The organism is Spirosoma arboris (assembly GCF_009754945.1).
GTDB classification, from domain to species: domain Bacteria; phylum Bacteroidota; class Bacteroidia; order Cytophagales; family Spirosomataceae; genus Spirosoma; species Spirosoma arboris.
In genome coordinates, this window is the sequence record NZ_WPIN01000005.1 from 420,884 (window position 1) to 438,898 (window position 18,015).

Here is an 18,015-nt window from a genome sequence, read left to right on the forward strand (position 1 = left end):
AACAAATAGTGCTGGCTAAGACATTAAGGTATCATTAAAAAAGGAGCATCCTATTTATAATTGGTCTAATTTTACTGCCTGAAAAGTTCATCTCTTATATAGACTTAAACTTAAAGATGAAAAAAATTACATTTCCTCTTATAGCATTATTAATGGCGGCAAGCGCTTGTTCTAACAATGACTCTGTCACGCCAGGTGTTACTCAACGAGATGTCGTGTTGAACTATGCGGCTATTGTAACGGCCTCCTATGCTGATGCAATCACAGGCGTTCAAAGTCTTAAAACGGCTATTGATGCTTTTGTAAAAGCCCCATCGTCCGCTGGGCTGGAAACATGTAAAACTGCCTGGATCAACGCCCGTCCGGCTTATCTTCAAACAGAAGCATACCGGTTTTATAATGGACCAATCGATGCTACTCCTGCTGAATTAGAAGGTGAAATTAACTCCTGGCCCCTCGACGAGGCCTATATTGATTACGTTCAGGGAGATGCTAACAGTGGTATGATCAATGATCTGACAACGTATCCTACCATTACGAAGGAGGCTATTTTTAATGCAAACGGATCGAATGGTGAAACTGACGTTCGAGTGGGCTACCATGCCATTGAGTTTTTACTATGGGGGCAGGATTTATATGCTGACTCGCCAGGAAAACGACCATTTACCGATTATACGACAGCTCCCAATGCCACACGTCGGGCTGCTTATTTACAAATCGTTACCGACGCATTAATTACGTCATTGCAGGAAGTAGCTACCCAGTGGGACAGTAAAACGGGAGCATACTACGCTGATTTTACAAAGGCAGGCAACGAAACGACTTCGTTAACCAATATGATGCTGGGTATGGGAAAACTAACGAAGGGCGAGTTGTCCGGCGAGCGCATGACCGTTGCTCTGGCATCAGGCGATCAGGAAGATGAACATTCCTGTTTTTCGGATAATACAACCAACGACTTTATCTACGATGAACTGGGTGTTTATAACGTGTATTTAGGTCGGTACAAACGTATTGATGGAACAACAATTGATGGCGCTGGCATTGATGATTTACTAAAAGCAAAAAATACGACGTTGAATACAGCTATGATTGCAAAATTAGATGCATCGACAACTGCAATCAATGCGATTCCCAAGCCATTTGACCAGGCGATTTTATATTCAAAAACGCCAATTCAAACCGCGATCAAAGCTCTGCGTGACCAAAGTGATCAATTGGTTTTGGTCGCCAAAGAATTGGGTATAAACCTGAATGTTCCCGAACAAAACTAGCCACTAGGTCTACTGATCTCAATAGCGTAATGGTCTTGTCATTACGCTATTTTGAGTTTTTAGAAAGCAATTCCGAATGAATACCTTACACAAAATTTTGGTCGGGCTTTTACTGGTAGCGGGTAGTTGGGCTTGTCAAAAAAGCGTCGATCCCGATCCAATGATTACGGCCGAAACAGATGAAGAGTTTTCGGGAGGGCGCGAAGGGACAATATTCGATGAGACATTCAATGCCTTCGGAAATGCCCTGGTGAACCTCACATCTGACGAAACCGATCAGTTTGTTATCGGTAATTCCTTCAATCGCAACAATTGGGTCATTGCCCCATCGTCAACAGCCGCTCGCGATGGATTAGGGCCACTTTTTAATGCATCTTCCTGTGCCGGTTGTCACTCGCTTGATGGCAAAGGTTCGCCCTTGCAAACAGATGGTGTTAGCGTAAATCCGGCATTATTGTTTCGACTTTCTGTATTCGGAACAGGTATGCATGGGGAACCCGTGAACGATCCTAACTATGGTGGTCAGTTTAATCCAAGAAGTATTCCAGGTGTAGATGCTGAAGGTACTGTTGAGGTCACCTATCAGGAACTACCGGGCAATTACCCAGACGGAACTTCATACTCACTCCAAAAACCAACCTATACGTTCAAAGGCCTCAATTATGGTGCGATGAATGGCACCTTTATTTCACCGCGACTGGCTCCGCAAATGATTGGTGCCGGACTTTTAGATGCGATTTCGGAACAAAGTATTTTAGCCAATGTCGATGTCAACGATGCTAATGGTGATGGTATCTCCGGACGTCCGAATTACGTTTGGGACGAGAAAACTCAGAAAAAAGTAATTGGCAAATTCGGTTGGAAAGCCAATCAGCCTAGTGTAGACCAACAAGTTGTAACCGCTTTCAATAACGATATTGGAATCACGTCAACCGCGCTTCCTCAGGAGAGTTTTACCGACGCACAGAAAACGAAATACGGCAATCTGCCTACCGGTGGAAACCCTGAAATATCGGATACTATTCTCCAGAATGTTATTTTCTACATTAAATCCTTAGCTGTTCCAGCTCGCAGGAATTGGAAGGATTCGGAGATTTTATCCGGGAAACAGCTATTCGTACAGGCAAACTGCTCAGGCTGTCATGTGATGAAGCTGGAAACCTCGAGCTACAACTCGCCCAAGTATTTGGCAAATCAGGCGATACGCCCTTACACCGACTTGCTCCTGCACGACATGGGAGCCAGCCTGGCCGACAATCGACCCGATTTCGAGGCAACCGGCACCGAATGGCGAACCCCGCCTTTGTGGGGAATTGGTTTACAAAAAACGGTTAGTAAACATACCTATATGCTACACGATGGGCGGGCCAGAAACGTAGAAGAAGCCATCTTGTGGCATGGCGGAGAAGCCGAAAATTCGAAGAATAAATACATGAAATTAGCCAAAGAAGATCGGGCAAAACTCTTAAAATTTATCGACTCATTATGAAAGCGTTAATTGGAACATTTGCTTTCGTTAGTTTATTGGTTTGGGCCTGTTCAAAAACCGCAGATCCAAGTGCATTTGATACGTTTGATCGGAAGGGCATGTTAACCAATCTGGGCAACAATGTTATTATCTCTTCATTCGACGTTTTTTACCAGAAGTCAGACGCGTTAGAGGCTGCAACAATCGCTTATACGGCCGATGTAAAAAATGAACAAAAATTAATCGCCGTTCAGAAGGCCTGGCTCGATATGTCCATTGCCTGGAAACAGGCATCGGTGTTTAAACAAGGCCCTATTGAAGATAAATTTTTGCTCTCCAATATTGATTTTTCAACTAAAGGTGTCTATCTGAATACGACGCTGTTAGAAAAAGCAATTACCGATGGAACAACCATCGACAACGCATATATTGAGTCGAAAGGGTCTACTGTTAAAGGCATTCATGCAATCGAATATCTGATTTTCGATAAAGCACAAAGCAATGCGACAGTCATTGGTGGATACACCGGAATCAATGGGGCAAAACGAACGGCCTATCTGAGTGCCTTAACGACCAATTTGAAAAACCAGGCCAAAATTATTGTGGATGCCTGGAAAGGTGGCTATGCAACGACCTTTATCAATGCCGATGGGCGGGATATCAATTCATCGCTCGGTATTCTCTCAAACAAGTTGATTGATTTGATTTACACGATCAGAGACGAGCGAATTGGTGCTCCTAAAGGCAACAGAAACAACGGTGTACCCCAGCCAGATTTAGCTGAGTCGGCAATTAGCAATAACTCAATTACTCTGGCAATCAACGAATTAAAAGGTCTTGAAAATGCATTTCTGGGAAGAACACCAGCTGGTATAGACGGCATCGGTCTGGATGATTTATTGGATAAGCTGGGGGCAAAATCAGGTACTGATTTGCTATCGACAAAAATCAAAAATCAGTTCGCTACCGTTTATGCCAAACTCAATGCCATTCCCGCTCCTCTGCAAACGGCGGTGGTCAGTAATACAGTGGAGGTACAGGCTGCCTACGACGAAATCAAACGATTGCAGGTCATGCTGGAGGTCGATATGATTAATAATCTGGGCGTTTTGCTGACGTTCAGCGATAATGATGGCGACTAATTTATCCCTTAATTCACAATCCACTGCTGAACCGTATGCTCTCGCTTTTTTCCGAATTAGTTTCGGTTTACTCATGTTGGTTGCCGAGCTTCGGTTTATCAATAGAGACTGGGTATATGCATTTTATGTAAAGCCGCAATTCCTCTTTACATTTTACGGCTTCGACTGGATAAAGCCGTTATCTGAACCTTACATTTACTGGTTGTTTTATGGCCTGGTTATTCTAAGTTTTTTAATCACAATTGGGTTAGTTTATCGCTTCGCAATTATTGCTTTTTTTCTCGCTTTTACTTACGTTGAATTATTGGATAAAAGCGTTTATCTAAACCATTATTATCAGGTGAGTTTATTAGCTTTTCTGATGTGCTGGCTCCCAATGAATACCGTATTTTCTATTGATAATTGGCTTGCGAAAAAACTTTCTTTTTATACGCTACGAGTACTAAAATTTGCTCCCTTTTCAGTAAAACCTAATAGTCTAAAAGCCATTATTTATAATCCTGTCTGGGCGTTACGATTGCAGGTTGGATCGGTTTACTTTTTCGGTGGTATTGCTAAGTTAAAATACGATTGGCTTTTCATGGCTCAACCCCTCAGAATCTGGCTGGCGGCCAACGAGCATCTACCGGTTGTAGGCCCGCTACTCACCGAAAAATGGGTTGCTTTTTTACTGAGTTGGCTGGCCATGCTTTTCGATCTATCGGTTCCATTTCTGTTGTCGTTTCGTCAAACTCGACTACCTGTGTTCATTGTCATCGTTGTATTTCATGTGCTGACCCATTTCCTGTTTTACATCGGCATGTTTCCCTGGATGATGATCGCCACAGTTTTAATCTTCTTCCCGCCCGAGCTTTTTCAGAGGATTCTACGCTTTTTTGATAAGGGTACAATGCCTCAACCACAAGCCGCATTACGATATACGTTCAGCCCTATCCGACTTATACTGCCTGTCTTCTTTTTGCTACAACTTATACTTCCCTTTCGAAGTCACGCTTATTCGGGGAATGTGCTCTGGCATGAACAGGGCTTTCGGTTTTCGTGGAATATTATGCTGATGGAAAAAAATGCGAGTCTCGAATACTTTGTAAAGGTTAAGAAAACAGGGAAAGAATTTACAGTCAAGCCCATTGATTTTCTAACCCGTATTCAGGCGCGACAAATGAGTTTTCAGCCTGATATGATATTACAATTCGCTCATTACTTACACGATTATTACCTCACAAATGGGGTTGGCGATACCGAAATCAGAGCGGAGTGTTACGCATCATTGAACGGGCGCGGCAGTGCGTTGCTCATCGATCCAACGGTTGACTTAGCGGCCGAAAAAGAAGGGTTTCAGGAAAAAAACTGGATCAATAAATTATGATTCTTTGCATGAACTACGTAAAAATTTACCTGCTGATTCTCCTTAGTTGCTTTTGGACATTAGGGACATTCTCTAATGTTCACGCCCAAAATGCTACTATTTCAGGGGTTATTACGGATCAAAATGGTGCTCCTATTTCTGGGGCGAGTGTTCGGGTATACGAATCAGGGAAAGGTGTTAGCGCCAATTCGGAAGGGAAATTTACGATCGTGCATGCCGCCGGAAAGTTTTCACTATCAGCTTCGTCAGTAGGCTATTTATCGCAAAATCAGACGATCATTTTACAGAAAGGACAAACCAGTATCGTAAACTTCAGTCTGAATATTGATACGTTACGGCTGAATGAAGTAACAATTGCGGGGCAATATCAAGACCAAAATGGAATTCGCCGGTTGGCCGATGTGGAAAATATGGCCATTTACGCAGGCAAGAAAAATGAGGTGGTCGTGTTAGGCGGAATCAACGCCAATTTAGCGACCAACAATTCGCGTCAGATTTACGCCAAAGTACCTGGGGTTAATATCATTGAGAATGATGCAGCAGGTATACAGTTAGGCATTGCGACCCGTGGACTAAACCCGAATCGTACAACCGAATTCAATGCCCGACAAAACGGATATGACATTTCAGCTGACCCAATCGGATATCCGGAGAGCTATTATACTCCCCCTGCCGAAGCAATAGATCGTATTGAAATTGTGCGGGGAGCGGCTTCTTTACAGTACGGAACGCAGTTTGGTGGGTTGTTAAACTTCCAATTCAAAAAAGGAAATACTGCCAAGAAATTTGAATTTACGACCCGGCAAACCGGCGGTACTTATGGGCTCTTCAACTCATTTAATTCCGTTGGCGGTCAGGTTGGAAAGCTTAATTATTATGCTTTCTTCATTCATAAACAAGGTGATGGCTGGCGTCAGAATACAGGTTTTAACGTCAATACAGGCTATGCATCGGTAAGCTATCAATTTTCAGATGCGCTTAAAGTTGGTCTGGAATTTACGTCTATGGGCTACCTGATGCAGCAACCCGGCGGATTGACGGACGCAGAATTTAATGAGAATCCTCGGGCAAGTTATCGCAATCGAAACTGGTTTCAGGCTAAATGGAACATGCCTGTATTTACGCTTGATTATCAGTTGGATGAACGAACAAAGTTCAATATACGAGCCTATGGGCTGCTTGCCCAGCGAGGCTCAATTGGGAATATCGTGAACCTGCTAAAAGACAAAACCGACACAACCCAACGCCGACAACTTACCTACGACCATTACCATAATTTCGGTACCGAAGCCCGGCTCTTACATCGCTATGCGTTACTGAGCAAAAAAGCGTCGTTGTTAGTCGGAGCTCGCTATTATCAGGGCAATACGCATCGGCAACAGGGCTCAGGCTTTACAGGAAGCAACGCCAATTTTGAGTTCCCGAATCCATCCAAATTAGATGAATTCGATTATCGGTTTCCATCGTACAATGCTGCTTTTTTTGTGGAAAATGTGCTATGGTTAACAGACAAAATAAGCGTTACGCCCGGCTTCCGGTATGAGTATATCAACTCCAATTCGGAAGGGTACAGTTATGTGGATGTAACGAACCAACTATTGTCGGCCAAACAGCAGAACGTTCGCCATTTTCCGCTATTCGGTGTTGGGGTCAATTATGCCGTAAATCCACAAGCTGAACTCTACTTTAATATCTCTCAAAATTACAGCCCCGTTAACTACGCTGATATTTTAGTCCGAACGCCCAACTTTCAGGTAGATCCGGCGCTCAAAGACGTTACTGGTTTTAATGCCGATTTAGGATTTAGAGGGAATTATAAAAATTGGCTGAATTACGATGTAAGTGCCTACTATCTGGACTACAACAATCGAATCGGTATTATACGGATAGCATCAGCCGACGGTCTGGAAGTTATTCGGTATCGGACCAACGTTGGTCGTTCGCGCAGTGTTGGTGTAGAAACATTTGGGGAGATTAATTTCTCTCGAATTAACCATACATCGCCTAGAAACGAGCTATCGCTATTCGGTAGTTTTGCTTACACCAACGCCATCTATACACAGGCGATTAACCCGCTATTAGAGACACTGATCGTTGGCAAGCAAGTGGAATATGCCCCCAAAACGATTGTCCGAACAGGCTTAACCTTTCAGCAGAAAGGATTTAGAACTACCCTGCAATTTGCCCGTACCAGTCAGCAATTCACGGATGCTTATAATTCGCTCCAAACGGCGGATGGCTTAGTCGGCGAAATTCCTGCCTACTGGCTGGTAGATTTAACGGCTAACTATAGAATCAGGAAACTCGACTTTGGCTTGAGTATCAATAACCTAACGAACAATTATTACTTTACCCGGCGGGCATTAGGCTTCCCCGGTCCCGGCATTATTCCTGCCGATGCCCGAAGTGTTTCACTCACCATAGGCCTGCGGATTTAATCAGTAGACAGCTCAAAAACGTACGTCAGGGCCGTCTATATGGAAAGAAACCCGTGATGATTTTGACTCTTTTTTTTAATTATCCCCATTTTTCTCCTTACTTCACCCCGGCAACCGTCTATTTCTCGCTCCTGTGCAGATTATCGTTGATATTGGCAATACCGACGCCGTTTTCGGATTTTACGACCAAACTACCTGGAAATACATTTGGCGTACTCCATCCCGGCGCGATGAATCAGCAGATTCCTATGAACGTCGGTTGCGACTCTGGTTGCTCGAAGCCAGTATTCCGCTGAGTGCAATAAAAACTACTGTATTGAGTAGTGTGGTGCCCGACTTAACACCTACTATGCGGGCGATGCTGACCGAACTGTTCGGGTTTGATCCAGTGGTGGTTGGGCCGGGTGTTTATCCACTATTACCCATTGAGATTTTGCGACCACACGAAATCGGAGCTGATCTTGTTGCCAATGCGCTGGCAGCTTACACACGCTATAAACAGACTTGTGTTGTTGTCGATTTTGGCACGGCACTCACGTTTACCACAGTTTCGGGTGAGGGCAAAATTCTGGGTGTTGCTATCGCACCGGGCCTCAAAACCGCCATTCGTTCCCTGTTTGCCAATACTGCCCAACTGCCCGAAGTACCTATTGAGGTGCCTTCCTCAGCATTGGGTACAAGTACAACGCATGCGATTCAGGCGGGTGTAGTGCTAGGCTATGAAGGGCTGGTTCGTACACTGGTTGGCCGGATTCAAAGCGAACTGAATGGCGACTGTATTGCGGTGGCTACAGGCGGTTTGTCAGGCCGAATCCCGTCGTTGCGAGATATATTTACCGACATCGTTCCATCACTGACGTTAGAGGGTGTTCGATTAATTGGCGAGTTTGTTACAACGGCGACGAGTAACCCTTAATCTGTTTCTCCCTATTAACCTATCTCAAGTTATCTTAACGTTCTATTGTTCACAATAGACCTTAAGGTAACTTTATTTTTTGTACTATATCAATACACGTCAAAAAGACACAATTATTTACAGACCATATAATAAATCTATGTCCGTAGCTTTATTTAATCAAAAAACAGAAAAATATAACATTCCCTTTCTTTTCTTTTGCCAGTTCTATTCTATCAAGAGATAGTTAAATAATTAATAATAGGACAATTTTCTAGCTGATAACAAGCTACTTATCTATTAAGTAACTTGAAGTGACAGCCTTGCCTTATTGATTCGTAAATAAGCTGGCTGGGCACGAATAGGTTTTACTTTTCACCTAACATCAGCAACAATGAAAACACGCTACTTTTTTACTCTACTCACTACAATTGTACTTTTTCATGTTTTTTCTGTTCATGCCGCCCTACCGAAGCCAGCATGGAAATCAGGCCAGCTCATTCTTTGGAACAAAACTGTTTTAGAAGGCGATTTATGTTACAACTGGCTAATGGAAACGGTGCTGTTTCGCCATGCGGATGGGCGCGTACACACATTTTCGGCTAATCAGGTTAGTCAGTTCGGCTGGTTTGATTTCGATATTCATAAATACCGCCAGTTTAAAGTCCTGGCCAGCTCCGGCACTAAAACTCATACCCGGCAGACATTTTTCGAAATTTGTATGGATGGCTCATTAGCCGTAGTCCGAAATCTACGCCAACCACGCGGCCTCTTCAAGCGTGCATTTTCGCACCCGGCTTACTTTGTGGATCAGCCTACAATGGCACAAAACACGGATTACTTCAACTACTATGTGTACGATGCAGGGCATTTACTGGAATTGGATCGATTTTATACAGATATATATGACCCATTAATGACGGCTTACGATAAAGTATTAAAGCGTTATATATACGAACATAATATTAATGACCGTAATCTGGCCGGCCGTTTAGTGTTGATCGATCGGTACAATTCATTAGTAGAGCGGGATGCGAAAACAGCTTCGGTTAAGGGCATGACTGTCGCTCCCGAATAGATACTACTCATCGGAAGGAGTCGGTGGCTCATCGCTGGATGACGGACTACGTTTTTTTCGTTTCCGAAGTGCCTCGTTGAGTAAAAACTCAATTTGTCCATTCACGCTTCGAAACTCGTCCTGTGCCCATCGTTCCAGTTCTTTCAGCGTCTCGGGATGAATTCGTAAGACAAAGGCTTTTTTTTCAGCAGCCATAATTAAGTTGTAAAGTCATAAAGTCATAGAGTTATAGCATTGGCTGGCGAATCGCAACGGCGAGCCAGTTTTAATGCCATAACTCTATGACTCTGCAACTAGGCGTAGAGTGTTCCTGCATTAACGACCGGGCTAACTGATTTTTCACCGCACAGCACGACCAGCAAGTTACTGACCATTGCGGCTTTGCGTTCTTCGTCTAATGCAACTACACCATTCTTTTCAAGGCGTTCGAGTGCCATTTCAACCATACCAACGGCGCCTTCTACAATCAAACGTCGGGCTGCAATCATGGCCGATGCCTGTTGACGTTGTAGCATAGCTCCGGCAATTTCGGATGAATAAGCTAAGTGACTAACGCGTGCTTCAATAATATCGACGCCGGCCCGTGCCAGCCGTTCGTTCAGCTCCTCTTCCAGAAATACATTGATCTGGCCGGTGCTATCACGAAGCGTTACCTCCGAAGTTTCATCCTCCATATGGTCGTACGGGTACGAATTAGCCAATTTCCGAACGGCCGCTTCTGACTGAATCTGTACGAAGTTCACATAGTTGTCCACATCGAATAGGGCTCTGGATGTGTCTTTTACCTGCCAGACCACAACAGCCGCAATCTCTACAGGATTACCCATTTTGTCATTGACTTTAAGGGTTTGTCCATTCAGGTTACGAGCACGCAGGCTGATTTTTGTTTTGCTATAAAGCGGGTTTACCCAACGCAAACCGGTTTCCTTGATTGTACCGACATAATCCCCGAAAAACGTAGCGGCCATGCCCTCATTAGGGTAAATTACAACAATACCTTTTAGAATGAACCCAGCTACAACAAACAATAAACCGCCTAAAGGTGAACCATAACTTATGAACAGGACTGCCACGCCAAAACATACTATAGCAATCAATACATACACATACCCAGAAACTGCATTAAGCTTTTTCTCTTCCATGACCGTAAGGATTTAGACAAATAAATAATATCATTTTGATAGCACAATGATACTTACTATTTTCTGTAATCCATCAAAATATAGAGGAGCGGTCAAGCAAATCCATTAACGGTTAGGGGCGATTGCGATGGGATCGTTGATAACTTAATGGACTTTTGCCCGTAACAACTTTAAATTTCTCGAAGAAACAGGTCGCATTTTGAAATCCACTTTCGTAGCAAATCTGCTGAATGCTCATTCGATTGTCGATCAGTTGCCGACAAGCATGCCCGACTCGAATCTCGGTCAGGAACTGAGAGTAGGTCTTGCCGGTACGTGATTTAAAATATCGACAAAATGAGTTTGAGGACAGACCTGCTACTGAGGCCACATCATCGAGCCGGATCTTTTGCTTGAATTGCTTAAACGTAAAGTCATAAATGGCATTAATACGCTCATTTTCGACATCGGCAAAATTACATTCGAATCCCAACGACGATAAGAGGACAGCCTCCTTTGCCTGGGCAATGGAAACTAAGCAATCCATTAGGGCGATCAACTGATAAGGGCCCGTCGACTTGTATACAGATTCAATCTTCGAACTAATCGACTCGCTGTCTAGCCCGGTTAGTAAAAGGCCGCGCTGGGCCTTGTCCAAAACCTGTTTAATCGGCTTCGTTTCCGGCAGCGTCAGAAAATGAGTTCCCCAAAAGTCTTTAGTGAAATGAATGACAGTAGCATAGGGCTGCGCAAGTTGATCGTCAGGTAACTCTTGTTCATCGTACCGCCAATAATGAGGCAGGTTAGCGCCTACCAACACCACATCACCCGGCCCGAACCGCATAATATTATCGCCAACAAACTGCGTTCCAGTACCTTTGTGAAATTGAATCAGTTCGACTTCGGGATGAAAGTGCCAGCGGTTATTGATATTTGGCGACTGATCCTGCCGAACACTAAACGAGTGCGTAGGTCCGGTCGTTACTTTTAATAATTGGGGTTTCATAAAAATATTCTCCGATAGCAATAGCATTTCCGATGCTATGCCAATATAGCTTAGTATCTGGGTAAATTCCTACAAAATATGAGTTACGAAATAGAGTTACTTTGTAGCGTAATCTTACCGGATTTACACCTAAACCTGAAAAAGTCCTGTGTCTAAACCTGATAATCGCTTCGCCGTTGGCTTAATAACGGTTCTGTTTTTTCTCTGGGGGTTTGCACTAAATCTGAACCCAATTCTGATTCCGCACCTCAAGAAGGCCTGTCAACTTAGTGATCTTCAGTCGGCTCTGATTGATTCTGCGTCGTACTTTGCCTATTTCCTGATTGCCCTCCCCGCTGGGTTGTTTATGAAACGCTACGGATACAAAGCAGGTATTACGCTGGGTTTATTATTATTTGCAGGCGGTACATTCCTATTTTACCCAGCGGCCGAACTTCGACAATTCAGTCTTTTTCTGGTGGCTTTGTTTGTTATTGCCAGCGGCTTAACCTTACTCGAAACAGCCGCAAATCCATACATAACCGTTCTGGGAGATCCAGAAACGGGTACGCAGCGGCTCAACTTTGCCCAATCGTTCAATGGATTAGCCGCCTTTCTGGCTCCGCTCGCTGGTGGCGCATTTATTTTGTCAGGCAAGAATGTGTCATCCGCTGAGCAGCAGACTATGGCACCCGGTCAATTCGAAGCTTACCTGAAAGAAGAAGCATCTTCGGTACAAGTTCCGTTTCTGGTAATTGGGGGCGTTGTCTTGCTGGTGGCATTGCTGATTAGCCGTACTGCTCTGCCTGTAATCGAAGAAGCAGATGAGTCACCAACAGCTAGTCAGGGCTCAATTCTATCAGAAAAAAATCTGGTGCTGGGTGTAATCGCTCAATTTTTTTACGTGGGTGCACAGGTTTGTATTAGTAGTTTTTTTATCCGGTTCGTGGGGCAGGTAGCCGATATAGGGGAAAAATCAGCCGCCCTCATGTTGTCGGGAGCTTTATTAGGTTTTATGGTTGGTCGTTTCTTCGGTACGTTCCTGATGAGGTACATTAGTCCTCCTCATTTACTGGCGGTTTATAGTTTTCTTAACATCGGACTGTTGGCTATTGCGGTATTTGGTCATGGGCTAATCCCGGTTTATTCCCTGGTTGGTGTTGAGTTTTTTATGTCAATCATGTTCCCGACCATTTTCGCCTTAAGTATCCGGGGTCTAGGCTCAAAAACCAAGTTAGGCTCATCGATGGTCATTATGGCGATTGCGGGTGGAGCCGTGTTTCCAGTCATCATGGGCCGCGTGTCTGATCTGACCACGATGCAGACAGCCTACCTGATACCAGCTATTTGTTTTTTACCCATTCTGTATTTTGCCATCAAAAACTTCGCGGTTAAAAACGTGACGCTAACTGCTTCACATTAACTAACTATCTGAATCCGGTTAAACCGCTTCAGAACAAAGCCAATAACTCCATTCCGAAGGAGTTTTTTCATAGGTTGGTTTCGAAAAGCCCTCACCGGCTTGAGTGAGGGCTTTCTTTTTTCATCGAACGTTCATTCAGTACGTATACATATGGATTTACAACTGCAAAACAAAGTAATCATCGTTACGGGAGGAGCCAAAGGCATTGGCGAAGGCATTGTAAAAGTGCTCGCTGCCGAAGGTGCCATCCCGGTCATCATTGGTCGAAACGAAGACGATAACCAGAAGGTCGTAGCGGAGGTTGAAGCTTCTGGACAGCAGGCCTTTCAGGTCGTAGCAGAGCTGACCCAGCCCGAAGAATCAGCCAAGGCGGTTCAGGCCGTCCTGAGTCAATTTGGGCGAATTGATGGGGTCGTCAACAACGCTGGCGTAAACGATGGCGTTGGCCTGGAAAATGGTAATTATGAGGCATTTATAGCCTCCCTGCATAAGAATCTGGTGCATTATTACCTGATCGTACATCATGCACTCCCTGCGCTGAAAGAATCGAAAGGGGCTATCGTCAATATCACCTCCAAAACTGCCGATACAGGTCAGGGGGGAACTTCTGCCTACGCAGCCGCTAATGGTGGACGTAATGCATTAACCCGCGAGTGGGCTGTCGAATTGTTGAAATACGGCATCCGGGTTAATGCAATTGTCGTTGCCGAATGTTGGACCCCGCTGTACGAACGCTGGATCAATACCTTACCCAATCCAGAAGAAAAACTAGCGTCCATCGTCGCGCATATCCCACTCGAAAACCGGATGACAACCGCCGAGGAAATTGCGAATACGACGGCTTTCTTACTATCAAATCGTTCTAGCCACACAACCGGTCAGCTTCTGTACGTCGATGGTGGTTACGTGCATCTTGATCGGGCTTTAGCGAATGCTTCTTAACTGAGGTTTGAAGTGGGTGTTTCATACGCCATATCTCCAAGATATGGCGTATGAAACACCCACTTCAAACCTCAAACTACTACTTTATGCAAACTTTAGTCTGTACAACGCCGGGGGAATTAACCTATCAGTTGGGCATCAAGCCAGAATTAACCCCTGGTAACGCCATCATCCGGATTCGACGAATTGGTATTTGCGGCACAGATCTCCACGCGTTTGAGGGAACACAGCCGTATTTCAACTACCCACGTATTCTGGGACATGAACTAGCGGGTGAATTAGTCGAAGTAGATGGCACATCTGATTTTGAACCCGGCGAAGCAGTCACCTTCATTCCTTATTTCAACTGTGGGCACTGTATTGCCTGCCGATCAGGAAAGCCTAATTGTTGTGCTAATCTAAGCGTATGCGGTGTTCATGCCGACGGCGGTATGGTCGAATACTTGTCTGTCCCCTCCTACTCGCTGGTGCACGGCAATGGCTTGAGCTTCGATGAACTGGCTTTAGTCGAACCACTGGCCATTGGCGCACATGGTATTCGTCGGGCTGGTGTTCAGCCTGGTGAGTGGGTGTTGGTTATTGGTGCTGGCCCAATTGGGCTAGGGGTCATGGAATTTGCCCGGATTGCTGGAGGAAATGTAATTGCTTTGGATATTAATGAGTCACGACTGAATTTCTGCCGAAATCGACTGAAGGTGGAACATACCGTATTGGCAACGGCGCCAGATGTTCTCGAGCAATTGGCAGCCATTACTAACGGCGACATGCCCACAGTAGTTATTGATGCAACGGGTAGCCTGCGGGCCATTAACAATGCATTTCAATACATGGCCCATGGAGCACGCTATATACTGATTGGCTTACAGAAAGGCGAGATTTCCTTTAGTCATCCAGAATTTCATAAGCGAGAAGGTACACTCATGAGCAGCCGAAACGCCACTCGACAGGATTTTGAGCATGTTATTACCTCCATGAAAAGTGGACAGATTGACCCAACGACCTACATCACACATCGGGTGGCGTTTGGCCAGGTAAGCGACGAATTTGCGAGTTGGCTCAATCCGGCAAATGGGGTTATCAAAGCGATGGTTGCCATCAATGAATAATTCGTTTTCTGACAGGATTAGCGGCTAGCAGAAATCCTGTTTTATCCCGTAAATCCTGTCAGAAAAAGCTCGTCTTCTATATCTACTCAGGCCCTAACTCTACAAACGCCAATCCTTTTCACTATTTTTGCGGCCTTAATTACTGGTCAACCCGCTGATTGACCAACTTATTGACAATCATGCAACTGAGTGAACAAGAAATAAACCGCCGACAAAAGCGCGAAGAATTAATGCGGATGGGGATCGACCCCTACCCCGCCGAGTTATTTGACGTAACGGCCACCATTGCCGACATTCGAGAGGCTTTCCAAACCGTTGAACCTGAACAAGACTTTTCGGGTGACCAGCGCTGGGGTAATATTCAATTGGCTGGCCGATTGATGGTATTCCGCATTAGCGGCAGTGCGTCATTTGCCGAAATACAGGACTCTACTGGCCGGATGCAGTTCTACTTCCGACGCGACGACATCTGCCCAGGCGAAGATAAAACCCTCTATAACACTGTCTTCAAGAAGCTTCTTGACATTGGCGACATTATTGGTGTTCGGGGCCATGTATTCACGACCAAAACCGGAGAACTCTCGGTTTATGTAAAGGAATTTAAGATCCTGAATAAATCACTACGTCCATTGCCGGTGGTGAAGGAAGTGATCAATGAGCAGGGACAAAAAGAAACTTTCGACGCCTTTACCGATCCTGAGCAGCGCTACCGCCAGCGGTATGTGGACCTGATCGTTAATCCACAGGTGCGCGATGTGTTCGTTAAACGGACGAAGCTGGTGAACTCGATTCGGCAGTTTCTGAGCCAAAAAGGCTATCTGGAAGTCGAAACACCCATTTTGCAACCCATTCATGGTGGAGCAACTGCGCGACCATTTAGCACACACCACAACTCGCTCGACATGACGCTTTATATGCGGATTGCCAACGAGTTATATCTGAAACGCCTGATTGTGGGCGGCTACGACGGCGTATTTGAATTCGCTAAAGATTTTCGCAACGAGGGCATGGATCGTACGCACAATCCTGAGTTTACGCAGGTTGAGTTCTACGTCGCATATAAAGATTACCTCTGGATGATGGACACCATCGAAGAGATGGTCGAAAAAGTGGCGCTGGATGTAGCCGGAACAACGAAAGTGACAGTTGGCGAAAACGTTATTGATTTCAAACGCCCCTGGAAACGCCTGACCATGTTTGAGGCCATTCAGGAATATACGGGCGTCGACGTATCAGCAATGGAAGAAGCCGAATTACGGCAGGTTGCCGAATATCGGGGAATTAAGGTCGATAGCACCATGGGCAAGTCAAAACTGATCGATGAGCTGTTTGGCGACGCCTGCGAACCCAACCTGATTCAGCCGACATTTATTACCGACTACCCCGTCGAAATGTCGCCGTTGACTAAGAAGCACCGTAGTAAACCGGGCCTGGTTGAACGGTTCGAAGCTATTTGCAATGGTAAAGAGATCGCAAACGCCTACTCTGAGCTAAACGATCCACTCGATCAACGCGAACGTTTTGAAGAGCAACTGCGCTTAGCCGAACGAGGTGACGAGGAAGCGATGGCTCTGGACGAAGACTTCCTGCGTGCCCTTGAGTACGGCATGCCCCCAACGGCAGGTGTTGGTCTTGGTATTGATCGTCTGGCGATGATTATGACCAACCAGCCGTCGATTCAGGATGTTCTGTTTTTTCCTCAGATGCGCCCGGAAAAGAAAGTAGAGCTATCGGATGATAGTGATTTTGTGGAGGCCGGCGTTCCAGTAGAATGGATTCCAGCGGTGCAAAAGCTAGGATTTCAAACAGTTGAGCAACTCCAAGCAGGTAACCCTAACAAAATCTTTAATGATCTTGGGGGTGTTCGCAAAAAATTAAAAATGAATGTCCCAATGCCAAGCCTGGAGCAGGTTCGTAGTTGGACAGGGAATTAAAAATAGAAACCCCCACCTGAAAACCGGGTGGGGTTTCTATTTTTTGAGTCGATGCTGGAGGGTAAATCTAATTGGCTATTTTTTGCACCTTTACGGCGTTGAGTCCTTTTTTGCCGTCAACCACTTCAAACTGTACCCGGTCTTTTTCTCGAATGGTAATCCCATTCAAGCCGGTGATGTGAACGAAAATGTCTCTGTTGGTACCATCTTCAACAATGAATCCGTAGCCTTTACTTTCGTTAAAGAATTTTACTTCACCTGTTTGCATAAAACGTAAACAATTAAACAATTAAACATTTAAGGGGTCAGTCATTAACAAAGATTCAGGAAAGAGCGAACAAAACATCCTTTTGATTAGGATATTTAGTTGAGGATCAACGAACTTTGTTAAATGTAATGGCGAAAATGGCACCTTATGAGCCTTTAACCCCGTTACAACACAAAGAAAACGAAAATGTTCTGACTTCAATGAGTTTGGGACCACTTTTTAGCTAATTTCATTAAGTTTATATTGGCTTTCTTCGTAAACGGCAAACATTCTACCAAACACAGTCGTTAGCTTTGTGCACGATCAATGACTGAACAGTATCCACTTCATAGACGAACAAAATGAATAAGATTCGATATTTTGTTGAAAGTCAGGCGTTCGGTGTCTGCTCCCGCTTGGGAGAAAAGATGAATATTTCGGCCAGCAGTATCCGCTTATATTTTATATATACTTCATTTCTGACACTTGGCTCCCCCGTTGTTCTTTATCTGATACTGGCTTTCTGGATGGAGATGAATAAACACATGCGTCGGCACGCTCACCCAACCATCTGGGAACTGTGAGCATATATATGA

At 44.8% G+C, this 18,015-nt stretch carries 16 protein-coding genes; 12 read left to right on the forward strand and 4 right to left on the reverse strand.

Annotated elements, in window-relative coordinates; genetic code table 11:
• Positions 1 to 116 precede the first annotated feature (116 nt).
• The 7 genes from GO755_RS15720 (at position 117) to GO755_RS15750 (ending at position 9,661) form a co-directional block, all read left to right on the forward strand.
• Positions 117 to 1,274 (forward strand): imelysin family protein, encoded by a 1,158-nt coding sequence (locus GO755_RS15720; RefSeq protein ID WP_157586126.1) that lies wholly within the window; start codon positions 117 to 119, stop codon positions 1,272 to 1,274.
• A gap of 76 nt (positions 1,275 to 1,350) precedes the next feature.
• The gene (locus GO755_RS15725) at positions 1,351 to 2,763 is read left to right on the forward strand and encodes a di-heme oxidoreductase family protein (protein ID WP_227686971.1); all 1,413 of its coding nucleotides are present in this window, start codon (positions 1,351 to 1,353) and stop codon (positions 2,761 to 2,763) included.
• Positions 2,760 to 3,884 (forward strand): imelysin family protein, encoded by a 1,125-nt coding sequence (locus tag GO755_RS15730; RefSeq protein ID WP_157586127.1) that lies wholly within the window; start codon positions 2,760 to 2,762, stop codon positions 3,882 to 3,884. The genes GO755_RS15725 and GO755_RS15730 overlap by 4 nt, the downstream gene beginning before the upstream one ends.
• Positions 3,871 to 5,250, forward strand: a complete 1,380-nt coding sequence (locus tag GO755_RS15735; protein ID WP_157586128.1) for an HTTM domain-containing protein — start codon at positions 3,871 to 3,873, stop codon at positions 5,248 to 5,250. Before GO755_RS15730 ends, GO755_RS15735 begins: the two co-directional genes overlap by 14 nt.
• Before the next feature lie 8 nt (positions 5,251 to 5,258).
• The gene (locus tag GO755_RS15740) at positions 5,259 to 7,688 is read left to right on the forward strand and encodes a TonB-dependent receptor (protein ID WP_198174844.1); all 2,430 of its coding nucleotides are present in this window, start codon (positions 5,259 to 5,261) and stop codon (positions 7,686 to 7,688) included.
• 133 nt (positions 7,689 to 7,821) lie between these two features.
• Positions 7,822 to 8,604, forward strand: coding sequence for a type III pantothenate kinase (locus GO755_RS15745; protein WP_317165880.1), 783 nt, complete (start codon positions 7,822 to 7,824; stop codon positions 8,602 to 8,604).
• Between the two features lie 373 nt (positions 8,605 to 8,977).
• A complete protein-coding gene (locus GO755_RS15750; protein WP_157586130.1) occupies positions 8,978 to 9,661 on the forward strand; it encodes a hypothetical protein in 684 nt (227 codons plus the stop codon).
• Between the two features lie 3 nt (positions 9,662 to 9,664).
• Here the strand turns inward: GO755_RS15750 and GO755_RS15755 are convergent, their stop codons facing one another.
• From GO755_RS15755 to GO755_RS15765, 3 genes are all read right to left on the reverse strand, one after another.
• Positions 9,665 to 9,856, reverse strand: coding sequence for a ribbon-helix-helix domain-containing protein (locus tag GO755_RS15755; protein WP_157586131.1), 192 nt, complete (start codon positions 9,854 to 9,856; stop codon positions 9,665 to 9,667).
• Between the two features lie 98 nt (positions 9,857 to 9,954).
• Positions 9,955 to 10,803 (reverse strand): SPFH domain-containing protein, encoded by an 849-nt coding sequence (locus GO755_RS15760; RefSeq protein WP_157586132.1) that lies wholly within the window; start codon positions 10,801 to 10,803, stop codon positions 9,955 to 9,957.
• A gap of 112 nt (positions 10,804 to 10,915) precedes the next feature.
• The gene (locus GO755_RS15765; protein ID WP_157586133.1) at positions 10,916 to 11,788 is read right to left on the reverse strand and encodes an AraC family transcriptional regulator; all 873 of its coding nucleotides are present in this window, start codon (positions 11,786 to 11,788) and stop codon (positions 10,916 to 10,918) included.
• 148 nt (positions 11,789 to 11,936) lie between these two features.
• On the opposite strand from GO755_RS15765, the gene fucP reads away from it, so the two are divergent.
• The 4 genes from fucP to lysS all read left to right on the forward strand — a co-directional run bounded on the left by fucP (position 11,937) and on the right by lysS (position 17,172).
• Positions 11,937 to 13,190, forward strand: coding sequence for an L-fucose:H+ symporter permease (fucP, locus tag GO755_RS15770; protein WP_317165881.1), 1,254 nt, complete (start codon positions 11,937 to 11,939; stop codon positions 13,188 to 13,190).
• Between the two features lie 150 nt (positions 13,191 to 13,340).
• Positions 13,341 to 14,132 (forward strand): L-fucose dehydrogenase, encoded by a 792-nt coding sequence (locus GO755_RS15775; RefSeq protein ID WP_157586134.1) that lies wholly within the window; start codon positions 13,341 to 13,343, stop codon positions 14,130 to 14,132.
• 86 nt (positions 14,133 to 14,218) lie between these two features.
• Positions 14,219 to 15,238, forward strand: coding sequence for a zinc-binding alcohol dehydrogenase family protein (locus tag GO755_RS15780; RefSeq protein ID WP_157586135.1), 1,020 nt, complete (start codon positions 14,219 to 14,221; stop codon positions 15,236 to 15,238).
• Between the two features lie 179 nt (positions 15,239 to 15,417).
• Positions 15,418 to 17,172, forward strand: a complete 1,755-nt coding sequence (lysS, locus tag GO755_RS15785; protein ID WP_157586136.1) for a lysine--tRNA ligase — start codon at positions 15,418 to 15,420, stop codon at positions 17,170 to 17,172.
• 67 nt (positions 17,173 to 17,239) lie between these two features.
• On the opposite strand, the gene GO755_RS15790 is transcribed toward lysS, so the two are convergent.
• Positions 17,240 to 17,440: a cold-shock protein gene (locus tag GO755_RS15790; protein WP_157586137.1), complete on the reverse strand. Its 201-nt coding sequence runs from the start codon at positions 17,438 to 17,440 to the stop codon at positions 17,240 to 17,242.
• 341 nt (positions 17,441 to 17,781) lie between these two features.
• On the opposite strand from GO755_RS15790, the gene GO755_RS15795 reads away from it, so the two are divergent.
• On the forward strand, positions 17,782 to 18,003 hold the full coding sequence (locus tag GO755_RS15795) for a PspC domain-containing protein (RefSeq protein ID WP_157586138.1): 222 nt from the start codon (positions 17,782 to 17,784) through the stop codon (positions 18,001 to 18,003).
• Positions 18,004 to 18,015: the final 12 nt, after the last annotated feature.